Genomic DNA, 14,320 nt, shown 5'->3' with positions numbered 1-14,320 from the left:
CAGTCACCATGAACCGAACCCGGAACCTGCTCGCAGCGCTGCTGCTGCCCCTGCTGCTGCCGGTGCAGCTCGCCGTGTCCGTCTTCTTCCACTACCGGATGGGCCGGGTCCGCGCCGCCCGGGCGGCCGGGGACCGGGGTGCGATCACCATCGAACTGGCCCTGGCGGTGGTCGGGTTGGTGGTGGTCGCGGGGATCATCGTGGGAGTCCTCTACAGCCTGGCCGGGAAGGTCAAGAACAAGGTGAACGACACCCCGATCGATGTGCCGAACCCGACGTGATCCGGCGTCCCGGCCGGGCCCGGCCGGGACGCCGCTCGGGCCTCACCCGGTCGCCCCGCGTCCGGTCGGGCCGCATCCGGTTGTTCCGCGTCCGGTCGGACCGGTTCCGGTTCCGGTCGGGCCGGGAGTGCGACCGGGGGTCGATGACGCTCAGCCTGGCGATCGTCTTCCCGGCCGTGCTGCTGATGGTGGTGCTCGTGGTGCAGGCCGCGCTCTGGTGGTACGCGAGCCAGGCCGCGCTCACCGCCGCCCGGGAGGGTGCCGACGCGGGCCGGATCAGGGGCGGTACGCCGCAGCGGGCCGTCCAGCGGGCCTCGGACTTCCTGGACCGGCAGGGCAGTCTGGCCGAGCGGGTGGAGGTCGTCCCCGGCGGGGACGCGCAGATGTTCAGCCTGCGCGTCTCCGTTCGGGCGCAGAGCCTGCTGCCCGGGATGTCGGGGATGACGATCGTCCGCCAGGTGACCGCCCCGCGCGAGAAGTTCGTCCCGCAGGGCGGTCAGCCGTGAGCCGGGCGGCGGACCGCGGAAGCGTCGCGGTCGAGGCCGCCCTGATCATCCCGGCGGTGGTGCTCTTCGTGATGATCGCCGTGGTGGCCGGGCGTATTCAGACCACCGGCGGGGTAGTGGATGCGGCAGCACGTTCCGGCGCCAGGGCGGCCTCGCTCGCCCGGAGCCCGGAAGGCGCACGGCAGGCAGCGCAGGATGCGGCGCAGGAGGTGTTCCGGGACCAGCGGGTGCCGTGCAGCGACGCCTCGATCACCCCGGTCGAGTACGGCACCATCGACACACCGACCGGCCAACTCACCACCGTCAGCGTGACGGTGAGCTGCAAGGTCGCACTGGACTACCTGTCGGTGGGGGGAGTGCCGGGGAGCAGGACCATGACCGGCCGGTTCACCTCGGTGATCGACCGGTACCGGGGAACCGGATGACCGGGCGCTGAGCGGAAGAACGCAGCATCGGGTTCAACCACCTGGTGGGGGAGGGGAATTGATGCCACGCCTGAACGGACGTGGGAGGAACGCGGCGCCGGATGCCGGGGCGGTCTCCACCTTTGTGGCGATCTGCGCCGCCGGACTGGTCGTCGTGGTCGGCATAGTGCTCGACTGCGGCGGACGGCTGCGGGCGATCGAGAACACCGACGCCCGTGCCCAGGAGGCCGCCCGGGTGGTCGGCCAGCAGCTCGACGAGGCGGCGGTGCTGCGCGGCGACGGCTACTCGGTGATCGGCGCCCGCCGGCACGACCTCGACGTGGCCACCCGCGCCGCCGACGCCTACCTCGACCAGTACCACCTGAGCGCTGACGTCAGCTTCAAGGACGACCACACCGTCCAGGTGAGCATCGACACCACGTACCGCACCGCGCTGCTCGGCGCGATCAACGTCAACACCCTCCCGGTGCACGGCCAAGGCACGGCCACCCTGGTGCACGGAGTCACGGAAGCGGAGAACGGCTGATGGCCGCGCCACGAGCCAGGCACCACGCCCACGGCACCCGTACGGACTCGCCCGCCCACGGCGGCGCCCCGGGCTCGCCCGGGCCGGACCGCCGGCGGCCGGTGCCGCTGCGCCCGAACCGCCGCGGGCGGAGCGCCGGTTCGCTGGCCTCCGCGCTCGGCGCGCTGATCGCGCTGGCCGGCCTGCTGGTCGGCCTCCCGGCGCTGCTGCTCTACGGCACCCTCGCGGTCCTGGGCATGGGCGACCCGTCGAGCGGCGGGTTCGTCGCGATGCTCACCGGACCCGACGACGGGCGGCTCTTCCTCTGGGCACTGGTCGCGGTCGGCTGGATCGCCTGGCTCTGCTTCGCGCTGTCCGTCCTGCTGGAGGTCCCGGCCCAGTTGCGCGGCCGGATCGCCCGCCGGATCCCGGCCTTCGGCTGGAGCCAGCGGATCGCCGCCGGACTGGTCGGCTCGGTCCTCGCGATCCTGCCCGTCGCGGGCGGCGCCTTCGCGGCCACCCCGGAGAAGGCCCACGCGGCACTCGCCCCGGCCCAGTTGACCGCCCGCGCGCCGTACGCCGCGCTGCCCGCCGCGCCCGTGGCCCCGGCCCTCGCCCCGGCGGCCGACCGGCACCCGACCTACACGGTCAGAGACACCCGCCCGGCGGACAGCCTCTGGTCCATCGCCGAACACCAACTCGGGTCCGGTGAGCGCTGGGTGGAGATCGCCAAGCTCAACACCGGGCGAACGATGGACGATTCGGGTGCCAGGTTCGACGCCGACCGGCCCATCCAGCCCGGCTGGAACCTGCTCATGCCGGGCGATGCCAAGGCGGACGGTCCGGCGACGGGCACGTCCGCCGGGACGCCCCCGGGGAGCGGCGCCGGCTCCACGACGACACCTGCGGGCGGGCAGCACGCCAACGTCACGGTGCACGCGGGCGACACGCTCTCGGCCATCGCCGAGCGGGAGCTGGGCTCGGCCGAGGACTGGCCCAGGCTCTTCGAGGCCAACAAGGGCGTGAGCACACCCGACGGGGAGCGGCTGACCGACCCGGACGTGCTGGCGCCCGGCATGGTCCTCGCCATCCCCGGCGTCCAGCCCCCGGCCCCGGCCCCGGACCCCGCCCCGGCAACTCCCGCCCCCGGGACGCCCGGCACGACGCAGTCGGCCCCGACCCCGAGCACGCCCGGCTCCGGCCCGACCCCGACGCCAGGACCGACCACGGGCCACGGCCCCGCCGTGCCGCCGTCCAGCGCCGGGCCCTCGGCCCCGTCCGAGCACAGGTCGCCCACTGCCGAGCCGAGTTCGGCCACCAAGGCGGCGGTCCCGAGCGACGACTACAGCGTCGCGCTCGCCACCTCCACCGTCGGAGTGCTGCTCGCAGCGGTACTGATCGGAACCGTGGGCCGCCGCCGGGGTGACCAGCAGCGGGCCCGCCGCCCCCGGCACCGCATCGCCCTCCCGGCCGGTCCCGCCGCCGACTTCGAGGCCGAACTGAAGGTGCGCCAGAGCGACACCGGCCTCGACCTGCTGAACCGGGCGCTGCGCACCATGGCCCGCAACACCGTCCGGACCGGCAAGCGCCTGCCCGCCCTGGTCGCCGTCCGGGTCACCGCCGGACGTACCGTCGAGCTCCATCTCGCCGGCCCCTGCGCCCCGATCGCACCCTTCCGGGCCGCCCACGCACCGAACGTGTGGTGGTGTCCCGAGGACTCCCCGGAACTGCTGTCCACCACACAGGCGGCCAAGACCTCGGCGCCGTACCCGGCCCTGGTCACCCTGGGCACCGCGCCCGACGGGGCCGTGGTGCTCGCTGACCTGGAGACCGTACGGCTGATGCACCTGTCCGGGCACCCGGACGACGCGCGGGACGTGCTGCGCACGCTGGCGGTCGAGCTGGCGCACAGCCCGCTCGCCGACCGGCTGCACCTGCACCTGGTCGGGCTCGCCGAGGACCTGCCGCTCACCGGCCCGGCGGTGGAACGCGTCCACCGGTACGACACCCTGGAGGCGGCGATCGCGGCGCTCGGCCCGCGGACCGCCAAGGCCAGGGCCACCCTGGTCGCCGCCGAGGCGGCCAGCCCCCGGGACGCCCGCAGCCGGGGACACGCGGACGAGTCCTGGGTGCCCGAGATCGTGCTCTCCGCACAGCCGCCCGGTGGGAGCCTGCCCGCCGAGCTGGGACGCCTGCTCGACGGCACCCCGCGCACCTGCCTCGCCGTGGTCACCCGGGCACCCGAACGCGGCACCGGCCCGGTCGCCCGCTGGACCCTGCCCAGCAGCGGGACCGCCACCATCCCCGGCCTGCACCTGACCGTCGAACTCCAGAAGCTCGGCCCGGAGCAGTACGACCACATCGGTGAGCTGCTCCGGGTCGCCTGCGACAACACCCAGCACCCCGCGCCCGACTGGACCCTCGACGGTCCCGGCGGCGACTTCGACGCCGAGGAGATCCCGCTGCCCCCCGTGCCGGTGCTGGCCACCGTCGGGGCGTCCTTCGGCGCGACCCTGGCGCTGCCGGTGGATCTGGCCGGGGCACAGCTGGTCACCCGGGTGATCGGGACCGGTGCCAGCCCGTTCGCGGGCACCGACCCGACGGTGACCCCGGCCCCGCGCCCCGCCGGGGCTTCGGCCGCCGCGCCCGGTGCTGGTGCGCCCGGCGCCGCCGGAGCCGCCGTCGCCGAGCCCGGCGCTGCGGGCGCCGCGACCGCCCCCGAGGCCCGCGAGGACGGCCGGGCGGCCCCGGCCGTGCCGCTGCGACCGTCCGCCCGGCACAGCGCCAACGGGATCGGCTTGCACAGCAACGGTTCGGTGCCCGGCTCACCTCCGCTGCCCGCCGGTGCCGCCGGTGCCGCCGGTGCCGGCGGGTCCACCGTGCCCGCTGCGCCGGCCGTGCGTCCGGTGCGTCCCGCGATCCCGCCCGTGCCGCCGATGCGGCCCGTCTCGCCCGTGCGGCCGGGATCCGACCTGCCGTCGGCGCCGGATGCCGAGCCCGTGCCCCCGGCGTCCCCCGCCGCCCCGGCTGCGCCCCCCGAGCCCGTGCCGATGCACGACCCGGCGCCCCCGGCGGACGCCTTCGGCGGCCCGGCCGACCAGGCGCGCCCGGCGCCGGTCACCCCGGTCCACCCGGTGGCACCGGCGTACCCCGTACCGTCGGCGTCCGGCTCCACCCGCAGCGACAGTGACGACCTGCTCGCGATCCTGCGCTCCCCGGAGGCGCACGCGGCCCGCACCGCCCCCCGGATCCGACTGCTCGGACCGGTGGACGTCCTGGGCGCGGCCGGTCCCGCCGAACCGTCGGCCGTCTCCCGGCTGACCGAGCTGGCCGCGCTGCTCGCCCTCCGGCCGGGCGTCGAACACGGTGCGCTGGACCGGGCACTGCACCCGGGCGCCGCGCACCTGGCCGCCGAACACCCGGGCTCCGAGTCCCACGGCTCCGGGGCTGCGGCGGACCGCCCCGGCACCCCGTTGCCCGCCAAACTCGCCGAACTGGCCACCTGGTTCGGCAGCTCCGCGGACGGCCGGGCCTTCCTGCACCCGGACGCGCCGGACGGCTACGCCTTCGCCCCGGCCGTGACCTGCGACTGGGACGAGTTCCGCAGTCTCTACCGGCGCGGTATGCGCAGCACCAGCAGCACCGCCGACGCCGCGCTCGCGCACGCCCTCGCCCTGGTCCGCGGCGCCCCGTTCGCCGAGGCCCCGACCACCGCCTACGCCTGGGCCGAGGCCGAACGCCAGGACATGCTCGCCGCGATCGTCGACACCGCCCACGAACTAGCCGCCCGCCGCCTCCAGTACGGTGACCACCGCAGCGCCGAGGCCGCCATCTTCCGTGGCCTGGCCGTCGCCCCGGACATCGAACTCCTGCACCGGGACCTCTTCTACACCTACGCCTCGGCCGGTGCCCGTGACCAACTGGTCCGAGCCGTCAACCGACTGGACGCCCTCAGCCGCCGAACCGGCCGCGATCTGGACGCCGACACGGTCGCCCTGCTCCGCGACCTGCTCGCCGGCAGTTGACCGTCCGGGCCGGGCCGGGTCGGGCTGAGCCGGGCCCGGCCGCGCGGAAGCGGGGTCGGGCTCGGCCCGGGCGCACCGGGTGTCTGAGCCGGAACCGGAGCCGGTGCGTGGCTGCCGGTTCAGCGCGGGCTGGACCAGGCGCTGATGCCCAGCTTTCCGGTGGTGCCGAGGTCGATCAGGATGGCGATGCTCTGCGCCCGGTCGCCGGGACGAGGCGTGATCTCCAGGTAACTTCCGTTGACCGGAGCGGAGTTGACGTCCGTCACGGTGTTCCTCCAGGTCAGCCCGAACACCGCGCGCTCGCCGGGCTTCAGGGTCAGCGGCGTGGGCCCGGCGTCGAAGCGGTCGATGACGGCGATGGCGGAGGCGCCGTGGCTGACCGCGATGTCGAACGGCTCCCGCCGGTCGTCCAGGACGCGGACGGTCGGGTAGCCGTTCAGGGCGTAGGGCCGGGTGCCGCAGTTGGTCAACTCGACGGTCATGGCGCGCAGTCCCATCGCCGCGTCGGGCTCGCCGGCCCGGAGGACGACCCCCGAGGCCGGGCACGGCTCGGCGGTGGCGGTGGCGGTGGCGGTGGTGGCGGTGGTGGCGGCGGTGGCGGTGGAGACGCTGGGGGCCGCTCCGTACGGGACGCCCAATGTGTCGGCGTGGACCCGGGGCGGGAGCGGCGCGGTAGCGGTCGCGCCGGAGGCGGACGGTCCGGGGACGGCGGGGGCGGACGCGGCGGGCGCGGGCCCGCCTGCTGCCGACCCGGTCGCGGCCGCTGACGTCGACCCGCAGGCGGTGAGCGGACCGGCCGCCGAGAGCAGCAGGCAGACGGCGGCGAGCGAGTTCCGACGAGTCCTGGCCGTTGTCGTATCCATCTGCTCATCGTGCCACAGTCCTTGACTCTCCCTTTGCCCGATTGGCGCAGGACTTCCCCTCGGGTGCGCCCGCGATCAGGGGGTGGCGAGGGCGAGTTCGGGCCGGAGGCGCCGACGAGCGGGGGCCGGGAAGCCTGGCGGTGTGCCAGGAGGAGCGGCTCTGCCGGCTGTTCGCCGTGGCCGGCCGGAGCCGGCGCCCGGGGCGGCCGATCCCGCGTTCGGACCGTCCGATCCGGCGTTCGGATCCCCGGACCTGCGGTTCGGCCGCCTTCGGCCGGTGTGCGGGGCGACGGCGGCGCGCGTCCGTCCGGAAGCGGCCCGATCGAGGGGCCCGGCCTGGCTCGCCCATGGGATCACACCGTAAGGTGGCGAGATCGCGCGTGGTGAAGGACACCACGGCGGGAGATACGGACCTCGCGTGAACCGCGGGGCGGGGCGGGAGACCGGCGGTGGCGGACCTCACATCGACCTCCGGGAGTGGCAACAGGCCTCCCGGCACCGGCGATACGGCCCCGCTTCCCCCGTACCCCACGGCCCCGCCGACCGTGCCGGGCGCTCCGAGCGCCCCGCCGACCGTGCCGGGTCCGCCGGGCCCGCCGACGGTTCCGGCCGGTTACGCCGAGGCACAGCCGTACCAGGGGGAGGCCGGGCCGGCGGCCGAGCGCACCTCCGTCCTGCCGGGCCCCGACGGTCCGGACGGACCGATGCCCTCGACAGGGTGGACCGGCTTCATGCCCGCGATCCGGCCCCAGCAGCCGGCCCCCGCCGTTTCCGCCGCCCCTGCCGCGTCCGCCGTCCCGGTGGCGGTGGGGGCGAGCCCGGGGCTCGGCGGCGGGCCGCGCGGCCGGATCCTGGTGGTCGAGGGCGGTTACGGAGCGTCAGGTCGACGTTCCTGGGGGCGCAGCGGTTCGGCGCAGGCGCCGGTGCTCTCGGCGATGCTGGCCGGTGTCTCGCCGTCGATCCTGCTGGCGGCGGACGCCGTGGACGCCGTCCACCTTCCCGGCGCCAGCGACCCGCAGAGCGTCCTCGCCCACCTCAGGGCCGCCGCCCGCCACGCGGGACCGCTGCTCGTCCACCTCGGCGGCCACCTGATCGCGGACCGGCGCGGCGGCCAGGTCTACCTGACGCTGCGTGACTCCAAGGCGGGCACGATCCGCCAGGACGGCCTGCCCTGGTCGGCCGTCGCGGCGGAACTGCGGCACCGCCCGGCCGAGTGGGACACCCTGGTGATCGCCGACCTGAGCGCGGACCAGGCGGTCTGGCCGCAACTCCAGGGCACCATCTCCCCGTTGACGGACGGTGTGCCGCTCTGGGCGGTCGTCGCCCCCGACCCGGAGCAGATCGGCACCTTCACCCGCGCGTTGATAGAGGCACTGCACGGCGGCCGTCCGGGGGCGGAGCCCGTCCTGACGCCGGAGCAGCTGCGCCAGCAGGTGCACTCGGTGCTGCGGCCCGACGTGATCATCCACAGCTCGCACCCGGCCGACCGGCCGCTGTTCCGCAACACCTCCCGCCAGTTGGGCGAGGCGGAACCGCGGCCGTACGACGGGCCGCGCCCGGCGGCGGTGCTGCCGAAGCCGCCCGCGCGGGCGGCCCGCCAGCGCCAGGCGGCGGCGAACCGCGTGATCCTGTCCAAGGGTGCGGCGGTGGCCGGGGCGCCGGAGCCGACGACGCAGCGGGCGGCGTCGCGCGGACCGGTCTCCCTGCTCAAGCCCGGTGTCCCGCCGACGCCGCCCCGTCCGGTGCGCCCGGTCTCCCTGCTGAAGGCGGCACCGCAGCAGGTCTCCCGGGCGCCCGGGTTCGAACCCGCCGAGGCGGGAGTGCCCTCGGTGAGCCTGTCCAAGGCCGGTCCTCTCCCCGTGGCGGCGGAACCGGCGCTCCAGCCACAGCCGCTGCCGGAACCGCAGCCGTACGAGCCGCAGCCGAACGAACCGCAGCCGTACGAGCCGCAGCGACACGAGCCTGCCGGGCCCGTCGCCCTGGTCGACCTGGGGAAGTCCCCGGCCCCGGCCCCGGAGCCGGCCCCCGCTCAGGTGGCCCCGGCCTCCGAGTCGGCCCCCGAGGCCGATCCGCTCGTCGAGTACCGCGAGGCGATCGGCCGCATCGTCCGCAGCGCCGATGCGGGCGAGCACGAGAGCGCCGCCGAGCTGGCGCTCGAACTGGAACAGCAGGCGGTGTCCGCCCATGGACCGGTCGCGCCGGCGGTCCTGCAGGTCCGTCAGGTCCGCGCCCACGTGCTGCGGCTGTCGGGCCGCCCGGAGCTGGCCGCCGAGCTGTACCGCGAGGTGGCCCTGACGCTGCTCCGTGCCGAGGGACCGGAGCATCCGGAGACCCAGCGGGCGGCGACCAACGCGGAGGCGTGCTGGCGCTCGATCAAGGACCGGACCGAGGCGATCAGGGTGGCACCGGAGATCATCGAGCTCCGCGCCTATCTGCCGGGGCCGGAGGGTCGCAAGCTCCGCGCGGCCGAGCGCTACCTCAAGCAGCTGGTGACGGCCGAGATAGAGACTCAGCTCTGAGGGCTGTCTGACAACTCCCGCCGCGCTCCCGACGCCGGGCGCCCGCCGCCGCGCGCTGATCCGCCGCGAATTGCCGGACAGCCCTTGGGGCCCGTCAGCGCCCGGCGATGGCGTGCACGAACCGTGCCCCGTCGATGGTGCCGAGCCCGCTCGCCAGGTCGTAGCCCCGTACGGCCTGGTAGCCGTCGACGCCGCCCCAGGAGTTGTTGCCGGACGTCACGTCGACGATGCCGCTCTGCCGTGCGGGCAGCCGGCTCAGGCCGTACATGCGCCAGTTGAGCTGACCGAGGCGGTGTCCGGCGAGCTGGTCGGCGAGTGCGACGATGCCGGAGAAGATCGGGGTCGCCTCGCTGGTGCCGCCGGTGAGGTGCCAGCCGACGTGGGCCGGGTCGTAGGACTCGTACGTCCAGGCCGCGCCGTCCACCGCCGCGCTCATGCTGATGTCGGGGGTGCCCCGGTGGTCGCCGGTGACCTGGGAGACTCCTGCCTGGTACCAGGGGCGGGTGAAGACGCCCGAGATGCCGCCGCCGCTGGCGCCGTACTTGTCGTGCCAGACCCCGTCGGGCGCGGTGCGGTTGCCGCTGTCGTCCAGGGTGAGCTGGGTGCCGCCGACCGAGGTGACCAGCGGGTCGGAGGACGGCCAGGAGTCCACCCGGTGCGGGTAGAGGCCGCCCGGGCCCTCGGTGGAGTCGGTGGCGCCGTTGTCGCCCGAGGCGGCGAGCACCGTGACGCCGTGCTGGGCGGCGGCCTTGAAGGCGTACCGCAGGTTGGTGAGGGAGCCGAAGGCGCCCTTGTCGAAACCGGGGAAGGTGTTCTCGGTGGCGCCGAAGCTCTGTGAGACGACATCGGCCCGGCCGGCGTCGATCAGGGCCTTCTCGGCGTCCATCATCTCCGGCAGGCCGGTCACCCCCTCGGTCTCGGCCACCGGGGTCTCGACCAGCACGATGTGCGCGTCCGGGGCGATGGCGTGGGCGTACTCGACGTCCAGGGTGCTCTCGCCGGCCCAGCCCAGGTGGTCCTGGTTGGCGGGGTCGAAGGGCGGCACCTTGCCCCACTTGACCACCTCGACCTTGGTGTCGGGGATGCCCCACTGCCGGTCGAACGTCTCCAGGTCGTGCTGGATGGTCGGCGAGCCGAAGGAGTCCACGATCACGATGGTGCGGCCCTTGCCGGTGATGCCCTCCCGGTAGAGCGGGTCGAGGTGGTACGCCGTGCGGTACTGCAGCGGTGAGTAGCAGTGCAGGCCGACCTTGGCGACGCAGGCCGAGGTGGCCATCGGCGTGTTCAGCCCCAGGGCGCTGATGTGCCCGGCGGAGGCCGGGCGGACGTGCACCGCCGTGGGGGCGGCGGCCGTGCCGCCCGGTCCGGCGCCGGCGGTCAGTGCGGCGGCTCCGGCGGCGAGCAGCGCCGCGGTGCGGACCACGGTGGAGTGGCGGGGACCGTGGCCGACGGGAAAGGCACCCATGGGACTCCTTCGGAGCGACGGTTCGACGGACTCCGACCGTGGACGGTCGGCCCCGTCATCTCATCGGTCCGGGGACGTTCGGGCCATAGTCGGATCGGAGGTGCCGGGTGGCCCCTACCGGCCACCTGAATAGGTAAAGGCCGACCCAGGCTTTGGCAACGCCACACCGGGATCGGCCATCTGACGGACAGCCCGTCACCTGTTTCAGCGCGCTCCGCCGTTCACGTACAGGGTCTGGCCGCTGACGTAGGAGGCGTCCTCGCTCGCCAGGAAGGCGACCACGGAGGCGATCTCCTCGGGCTGTCCGACCCGGCGCAGCGGGGTGCGCTCGGCGACCTCGGCCTGGTGCGACTCGGGCGTGGCACCGACCCGCTCGGCGGTGGCGGCGGTCATCGAGGTGGCGATGTAGCCGGGGGCCACCGCGTTGACGTTGACGTTGTAGGGGCCCAGTTCGATCGCCAGCGTCGCCGTCAGCCCCTGGATGCCCGCCTTGGCGGCTGCGTAGTTGGCCTGGCCCCGGTTGCCGAGCGCCGAGCGCGAGCTGAGCGAGACGATCTTGCCGTACTTCTGCTTCACCATGTACTTCTGCGCCACGTGGCTGCAGTTGTAGGCGCTGGTCAGATTGACCGTCAGGACGGCGTCCCAGTCCGCCTTCGGCATCTTGAAGAACAGGTTGTCCCGGGTGATCCCGGCGTTGTTGACCAGGATGTGGATCCCGCCCAGCTCCTCGGCCACGGCGGCGAAGACGGCCTCCACCGCGTCGTAGTCGGCCACGTCGCAGCCGTACGCCCGTGCCGTCCCGCCCTTCGCGGTGATCGCCTCGGCCGTGCCCAGGGCCCGCTCGGCCGTCAGGTCCACCACGGCGACCGTCGCCCCCTCCTCGGCCAGCCGCAGCGCGGTCGCCGCGCCGATCCCCTGCGCGGCGCCGGTGACCACGGCGACCCTGCCTGCAAAACGTGCCATGCCAACTCTCCTCGGTAGCTTCGGTAGCTTCGGTAGCTTCGGTGGCTCTGTCTCTGCGAACGGTGGCCCGGGCCGGCGCCCGGAGCCTGCGGACCCGGGTGGTCAGACGCGCTCGACCACGACGGCGCTGCCCTGGCCCACGCCCACGCACATCGTGGCCAGGCCGCGCCGGGCGCCGGTGCGCCGCATCCGGTGCAGCAGGGTGGTGAGGATGCGGGCCCCCGAACCGCCCAGCGGGTGGCCGAGCGCGATGGCGCCGCCGCTCGGGTTCACCAGCTCCGGGTCGAAGCCCAACTCCCTTACGCAGGCCAGCGCCTGGGCGGCGAACGCCTCGTTGAACTCGGCCTCCTCGATGTCCGACACCTGCCAGCCGACCCGGCCGAGCAGCTTGCGGGTCGCGGGGACCGGACCGATGCCCATCACGTCCGGGTGCACCCCGGCCGAGGCGCCGCCGACGTACCGGCCGAGCGGCTCCAACTCCAGCTCGCGCAGCGCCTCCTCGCTCACCAGCAGCAGCCCGGCCGCGCCGTCGTTCATCGGCGAGGCGTTGCCGGCGGTCACCGTGCCGCCCTCCCGGAAGACCGGCTTCAGGCGGCCCAGCTTCTCCAGCGTGGTGTCCTCGCGGATGCTCTCGTCCTGGCCGACAATCACCCCGTCCGGCCTCGTCACGGGCAGGAGTTCGGCGTCGAAGTGCCCGTCCTTGCGGGCGAGGGCCGCCCGCTGGTGGCTGCGCAGCGCGAACTCGTCCTGCTGCTCCCGGGTGACGCCGTACCGGGTGGCGACCTCCTCGGCGGTCTCGCCCATCGAGAGCACGCCGTGCAGCTCGGGCATCCGGGGGTTGGTGAGCCGCCAGCCGAGCCGGGTGTCGTGGGTCTCGATCCGGTGCGGCAGCGCCTCGTCGGGGCGGGGGAGTACGAACGGGGCGCGGCTCATCGACTCGCAGCCGCCCGCGATCACGATCTCGGCCTCGCCGGAGCCGATCGCCCGCGCGGCCGTGGTGACGGCCTCCATGCCCGAGGCGCAGAGCCGGTTGAGCGTGGCGCCGGGCACGGTGTCCGGCAGCCCGGCGAGCAGGACGGCCATCCGGGCGGCGTTGCGGTTGTCCTCCCCGGCCTGGTTGGCGGCGCCCCAGTAGACGTCGTCGATCCTGGCCGGGTCCAACTGCGGTACCTGGTCGAGCAGTCCACGCAGTACGCCGGCCGACAGGTCGTCGGGCCGTACGGTGGACAGTGCGCCGCGCAGCCGCCCGATCGGGGTCCGGCGGGCGGCGGCGAAGTAGACGGGACGCACTTCTTCGGGCTCCTCTACTGTCTCTGCTGATTCTGCTGGTGGATCCGCGGACCGGTGGGGCTGCGGATACCGGTGGCTCCTGGGCCGCGGGTGGATCGGGTGGGCTCCGGGCGCCGGGTGGGTTCCGGGCGTGCGGTGGATCGGGGACCGCGGCCGGTTCAGAACGCGTTGATGCCGGTCAGCGCCCGGCCGATGAGCAGCTTGTGGATCTGGCTGGTGCCCTCGTACAGGGTCATCACCCGGGCGTCGCGCAGCTGCTTGCCGACGGGGTACTCGTCGATGAAGCCGTAGCCGCCGAAGACCTGGAGGGCGTTGTTGGCGGCCCTGACCGCCGCCTCGGAGGCGAACAGCTTGGCCACTGAGGACTCGGTGGCGAAGGGCAGGCCGCGCTCGATGTGGTCGGCGACCCGCCAGGTCAGCAGCCGGGCCGCCTCGACGTCCACCGCGATGTCGGCGAGCAGCTCCTGCACCAGCTGGTGGGAGGCGATGGGCTTGTTGAACTGCTCGCGCTCCTTGGCGTAGGCGACCGCCGCCTCCAGGCAGGCGCGGGCGATGCCGACGCAGCCGGCCGCGACCGACATCCGGCCCTTGGCGAGCGCGGCCATCGCCACCGTGAAGCCCTTGCCCTGTGCCCCGAGCCGGGCGCTGTCGGGCACCCGTACGCCGTCCAGCGACAGTTCTGCGGTGGCCTGGCCGCGCAGGCCCAACTTGCCGTGTATCTCCCGGCGTTCGAAGCCCGGCAGATCGGTGGGGACCAGGAAGGCGGTCACCCCGCGATGGCCCTGCTGCTCCGGGTCGCTGCCGCCGGTGCGGGCGAAGACCAGGGCCACGTCGGCCCAGGTGCCGTTGGTGATGAACATCTTGGTGCCGGTGATCAGCCAGTTGTCGCCGTCCCGGACCGCCCGGGTGGTGAGGTTGGCGGCGTCCGAACCGGTGCCCGGCTCGGTCAGCGCGAAGCAGGCCAGCGCCTCGCCCGAGGTCAGCCTCGGCAGCCAGTACCGCTTCTGGTCCTCGGTGCCGAAGCTGTTGACGGACTTGCCCACCAGGCCGAGCGAGACCGAGACGATCCCGCGCACCGCCGAGTCGCCCCGGCCCAGCTCCTCCAGCACCAGGCAGTACGCCAGGTGGTCGCCGCCACTGCCGCCGTACTCCTCGGGGATGGTCAGCCCGAGGAAGCCGAGCTCGGCCAGCTTGCCGACGATCGCGCGGTCCACCGACTCGGCGCGGTCCCAGGCGGCGGCGTGGGGGACGATCTCGCGGTCGGTGAAATCGGCGGCCAGCTTGCGTACGGCGGCCTGCTCCTCGGAGAGCTCCAGGTTCATCGCGGTGGACCCCTCGTTCTCGTCTCTTCCTTGCCCGAGCGGGCGGAACGAATAAACTAGCGGCGCAAGTTTTTTCCTGGACTGTAGCCCGCCGGACCCGGCTCTGGGAAGAGGCGCCCGGAGGGCGGCTGCGAGAATGACCCGCCGAACACACAT

Annotated in this window: 11 protein-coding genes; 6 read left to right on the top strand and 5 right to left on the bottom strand. The window is 74.5% G+C overall.

The features are described 5' to 3' along the window. The first annotated feature begins 8 nt into the window (after positions 1-8). From ACFC1R_RS22310 to ACFC1R_RS22290, 5 genes are all read left to right on the top strand, one after another. Entirely contained in the window at positions 9-281 is a 273-nt protein-coding gene (locus tag ACFC1R_RS22310; protein ID WP_375941177.1) for a hypothetical protein, read from the top strand. A 143-nt stretch (positions 282-424) separates the two neighbouring features. Next, positions 425-787, top strand: coding sequence for a TadE/TadG family type IV pilus assembly protein (locus ACFC1R_RS22305; protein ID WP_375941175.1), 363 nt, complete (start codon positions 425-427; stop codon positions 785-787). Next, complete coding sequence (locus tag ACFC1R_RS22300; RefSeq protein WP_375941173.1) at positions 784-1,212, top strand: TadE family protein; 429 nt, start codon at positions 784-786, stop codon at positions 1,210-1,212. Before ACFC1R_RS22305 ends, ACFC1R_RS22300 begins: the two co-directional genes overlap by 4 nt. Before the next feature lie 61 nt (positions 1,213-1,273). Beyond that, positions 1,274-1,738 (top strand): hypothetical protein, encoded by a 465-nt coding sequence (locus ACFC1R_RS22295; RefSeq protein ID WP_375941171.1) that lies wholly within the window; start codon positions 1,274-1,276, stop codon positions 1,736-1,738. Beyond that, positions 1,738-5,742: a LysM peptidoglycan-binding domain-containing protein gene (locus tag ACFC1R_RS22290; RefSeq protein ID WP_375941169.1), complete on the top strand. Its 4,005-nt coding sequence runs from the start codon at positions 1,738-1,740 to the stop codon at positions 5,740-5,742. The genes ACFC1R_RS22295 and ACFC1R_RS22290 overlap by 1 nt, the downstream gene beginning before the upstream one ends. Before the next feature lie 119 nt (positions 5,743-5,861). Here ACFC1R_RS22290 and ACFC1R_RS22285 read toward each other — a convergent pair whose 3' ends face one another. Further along, complete coding sequence (locus ACFC1R_RS22285) at positions 5,862-6,605, bottom strand: DUF4232 domain-containing protein (protein ID WP_375941167.1); 744 nt, start codon at positions 6,603-6,605, stop codon at positions 5,862-5,864. A 704-nt stretch (positions 6,606-7,309) separates the two neighbouring features. Between ACFC1R_RS22285 and ACFC1R_RS22280 the strand changes: the two genes are divergently transcribed. Continuing rightward, positions 7,310-9,124: a hypothetical protein gene (locus ACFC1R_RS22280; protein WP_375941165.1), complete on the top strand. Its 1,815-nt coding sequence runs from the start codon at positions 7,310-7,312 to the stop codon at positions 9,122-9,124. 94 nt (positions 9,125-9,218) lie between these two features. Here the strand turns inward: ACFC1R_RS22280 and ACFC1R_RS22275 are convergent, their stop codons facing one another. The 4 genes from ACFC1R_RS22275 to ACFC1R_RS22260 all read right to left on the bottom strand — a co-directional run bounded on the left by ACFC1R_RS22275 (position 9,219) and on the right by ACFC1R_RS22260 (position 14,164). Next, positions 9,219-10,589 carry a S8 family serine peptidase gene (locus tag ACFC1R_RS22275; RefSeq protein ID WP_375941163.1) on the bottom strand — a complete coding sequence of 457 codons (1,371 nt, stop codon included), beginning with the start codon at positions 10,587-10,589 and terminating at the stop codon, positions 9,219-9,221. A 204-nt stretch (positions 10,590-10,793) separates the two neighbouring features. Next, positions 10,794-11,552, bottom strand: a complete 759-nt coding sequence (gene fabG / locus ACFC1R_RS22270; protein WP_375941161.1) for a 3-oxoacyl-ACP reductase FabG — start codon at positions 11,550-11,552, stop codon at positions 10,794-10,796. Between the two features lie 102 nt (positions 11,553-11,654). Further along, the gene (locus ACFC1R_RS22265; protein ID WP_375941159.1) at positions 11,655-12,842 is read right to left on the bottom strand and encodes a thiolase family protein; all 1,188 of its coding nucleotides are present in this window, start codon (positions 12,840-12,842) and stop codon (positions 11,655-11,657) included. 158 nt (positions 12,843-13,000) lie between these two features. Beyond that, on the bottom strand, positions 13,001-14,164 hold the full coding sequence (locus ACFC1R_RS22260) for an acyl-CoA dehydrogenase family protein (protein WP_375941157.1): 1,164 nt from the start codon (positions 14,162-14,164) through the stop codon (positions 13,001-13,003). Positions 14,165-14,320 lie beyond the last annotated feature (156 nt).

It is taken from the genome of Kitasatospora sp. NPDC056138 (genome assembly GCF_042264695.1).
In the GTDB taxonomy this organism is placed as follows: domain Bacteria; phylum Actinomycetota; class Actinomycetes; order Streptomycetales; family Streptomycetaceae; genus Kitasatospora.
This window is presented reverse-complemented; position numbering and strand designations above follow the sequence as displayed.

Excerpts from the sequence above, each read along its gene's own strand:
- ACFC1R_RS22305 (WP_375941175.1), top strand. The coding sequence starts at position 425 with ATGACGCTCAGCCTGGCGATCGTCTTCCCGGCCGTGCTGCTGATGGTG.
- fabG (WP_375941161.1), bottom strand. The coding sequence starts at position 11,552 with ATGGCACGTTTTGCAGGCAGGGTCGCCGTGGTCACCGGCGCCGCGCAG.
- ACFC1R_RS22260 (WP_375941157.1), bottom strand. The coding sequence starts at position 14,164 with ATGAACCTGGAGCTCTCCGAGGAGCAGGCCGCCGTACGCAAGCTGGCC.
- ACFC1R_RS22275 (WP_375941163.1), bottom strand. The coding sequence starts at position 10,589 with ATGGGTGCCTTTCCCGTCGGCCACGGTCCCCGCCACTCCACCGTGGTC.
- ACFC1R_RS22280 (WP_375941165.1), top strand. The coding sequence starts at position 7,310 with ATGCCCTCGACAGGGTGGACCGGCTTCATGCCCGCGATCCGGCCCCAG.
- ACFC1R_RS22285 (WP_375941167.1), bottom strand. The coding sequence starts at position 6,605 with ATGGATACGACAACGGCCAGGACTCGTCGGAACTCGCTCGCCGCCGTC.
- ACFC1R_RS22290 (WP_375941169.1), top strand. The coding sequence starts at position 1,738 with ATGGCCGCGCCACGAGCCAGGCACCACGCCCACGGCACCCGTACGGAC.
- ACFC1R_RS22295 (WP_375941171.1), top strand. The coding sequence starts at position 1,274 with ATGCCACGCCTGAACGGACGTGGGAGGAACGCGGCGCCGGATGCCGGG.
- ACFC1R_RS22310 (WP_375941177.1), top strand. The coding sequence starts at position 9 with ATGAACCGAACCCGGAACCTGCTCGCAGCGCTGCTGCTGCCCCTGCTG.